Annotated in this window: 3 protein-coding genes, 1 tRNA gene and 1 pseudogene; 2 read left to right on the forward strand and 3 right to left on the reverse strand. The window is 63.4% G+C overall.

The genetic code is table 11. The features are described from left to right. The 3 genes from MOV75_RS35805 to MOV75_RS35815 form a co-directional block, all read right to left on the reverse strand. On the reverse strand, nucleotides 1–212 hold a 212-nt coding region (locus MOV75_RS35805; RefSeq protein WP_247007706.1), incomplete at its 3' end, for a helix-turn-helix domain-containing protein. Nucleotides 213–478: 266 nt separating this feature from the next. Then, nucleotides 479–697 (reverse strand): hypothetical protein, encoded by a 219-nt coding sequence (locus tag MOV75_RS35810; protein ID WP_246925501.1) that lies wholly within the window; start codon nucleotides 695–697, stop codon nucleotides 479–481. 44 nt (nucleotides 698–741) lie between these two features. Beyond that, nucleotides 742–815: transfer RNA gene (locus MOV75_RS35815), tRNA-Gly, on the reverse strand. A gap of 173 nt (nucleotides 816–988) precedes the next feature. Between MOV75_RS35815 and MOV75_RS35820 the strand changes: the two genes are divergently transcribed. Further along, nucleotides 989–1,567 (forward strand): methylated-DNA--[protein]-cysteine S-methyltransferase, encoded by a 579-nt coding sequence (locus tag MOV75_RS35820; protein WP_246925503.1) that lies wholly within the window; start codon nucleotides 989–991, stop codon nucleotides 1,565–1,567. Nucleotides 1,568–1,675: 108 nt separating this feature from the next. After that, nucleotides 1,676–2,088, forward strand: a pseudogene (locus MOV75_RS35825) (AraC family transcriptional regulator); the annotation flags it as partial.

Genomic DNA, 2,088 nt, shown 5'->3' on the forward strand with positions numbered 1-2,088 from the left:
AGCGCGACGACGTCGCTGAGCGTGACGTCGAGCGCCGCACAGAGCTTGTTGAGCAGAGCCGCCGTCGCACTGCTCTGCGCCCGCTCCACCCGCCCGATCATGGCCCGGCTGACGCCGGAGCGGCCTGCAAGTTCGTTCAACGTCATGCCCGCCTGCGTCCTCAACGTCTTCAAGCGACGACCGATCGCACGGTCGAGTTTCTGCTGGTCCATGGCCCTCTTCCAGATATCGCCCGGCGCAGGGTCCGCATCCACCGAGCGACATAAGCTTAGGGCGGACGAGGCGGGCATGCCGGGAGTGACAGGCTAACATATTAGAATCTTTGCGGAGCAGACGCTCGCCGTGGGCTCAGTGGACAAGCGAGGCCTTCGGCGCCCTCCGCTCTGCTACCCATTCCTATCGTCCCTATCGTCGGAAAAAATGGCCTCGATGACCGAGGCCGGAGCGAAGCGCTTCCGGCGACCAAATGACTGGACGCCTATGCTCCACCACGTCGCGAAATCTTTTCGCGCAGGAACTCTTCCATATTCAGGGCCTCACCCTTGCCGGCATCGAGCGAACGGATGCCCCGATCAATTTCAGATCGAAGAGCGTTGAGCTTTTCGACATGCGAAAGCAATTTCCGGCCGATCTCTTCCTGATCGGCGGCCGGCAGCTGGGAGATTTGCGCGATGGCTTGTTCGAGCGTCCTGACCATAACCTCAGCCTACGACATTCCGCAGACCGGCCGGGCCGAAAACCTGGAGCGGGCGAAGGGAATCGAACCCTCGTATGCAGCTTGGGAAGCTGCCGTTCTACCATTGAACTACGCCCGCGGATGCGCTGGTCACGCCCGTTCTGATTAGCCGAGACGGCGCTTCCCGCCAAGCGGTTTGGCGCATTCGGCCCGACGCTCCTTAACTTTTCAGTAAGATTTTGAGTGCGCCGGATTGTGGCGGTGTTATGATCTCGTGTCTGGGGAGAGACGTGCACTGAGTGGGGCGTGTGCATGGTGGGGCGTGGCTATTCGATATTCGACACGGCAATCGGGCGCTGCGGCATCATCTGGAGCAGCACCGGCGTGGTCGCCGTGCAATTGCCGGAGGCGCGGGAGATCGACACCCGCCGCCGGATTTTTCAAATCCATCCCGAGGCGCGCGAGCAGCGGCCGTCCGAAAATGCCGAGCTTGCGATCGAGGGCATCGTGGGCCTGCTGCAAGGCCGCGATCCCGATTTTTCCGACGTCAGCCTGGATGCCGGCGGCGTGCCCGGCTTCAATCGGCGCGTCTATGAGTTCACCTGCTCGATTCCGCGCGGGGAAACGCGTACCTATCATGAGGTCGCCAGGGCGCTGGGCGCCTCGGGCGCGGCGCATTCGGTGGCGCAGGCGATCGCAAAAAATCCCTACATGCTGGTCGTGCCCTGCCACCGGGTGCTGGAGGCCGGCAATTACACCGACCGGCTGTCGCCTTACGGCGGGGTGATCTCCAAGCGGCGGCTGCTGGCGCTGGAGGGCGCCCATCCCGTCGCCAGCAAGACGCTGTTCGAGGTGCTGCTGCCCGTTGCTCCGCCGCGCGCGCCTGGCTAAGGCGCGATCTGATCGCACCTTAGCTTTGTTTTTTGGGCTTTGTTTTTTGGGCATGATCTTGTCGGACAACCGCTACACACTTGTCCGGATCATGCCTAGATAGGCGGGATGGACGCGACCGCGCTGCTGACGTCACAATCGATCACGGCCTTCGAGTTTCGCTGCGATGCGGGACCAGACGATACGCCGTTTGCCGAATGCCGCACCGGGCATTCCATCGCCTATGTCCGCTCGGGCAGCTTTGGCTGCCGTTGCCGCGCCGGATTCTTCGAGCTGGTGGCGGGCTCGATGCTGGTCGGCGCGCCCGGCGAGGAATACACCTGCACGCATGAGCATGTCAGCGGCGATGTCTGCCTGGGGTTCTTCCTCAGCGAGGACATGGTCGATGCACTCGGTGGGCGGCGCGAGATCTGGCGGGTCGGCGCCACGCCGCCGCTGCCCGAATTGATGGTGCTGGGCGAGCTCGCCCAGACGGCGGCAGATGGCAACAGCGACATCGGCCTCGACGAGGTCGGCCAGAT

Origin of the sequence: Bradyrhizobium sp. PRIMUS42 (genome assembly GCF_023006515.1) — a bacterium.
GTDB lineage: Bacteria > Pseudomonadota > Alphaproteobacteria > Rhizobiales > Xanthobacteraceae > Bradyrhizobium.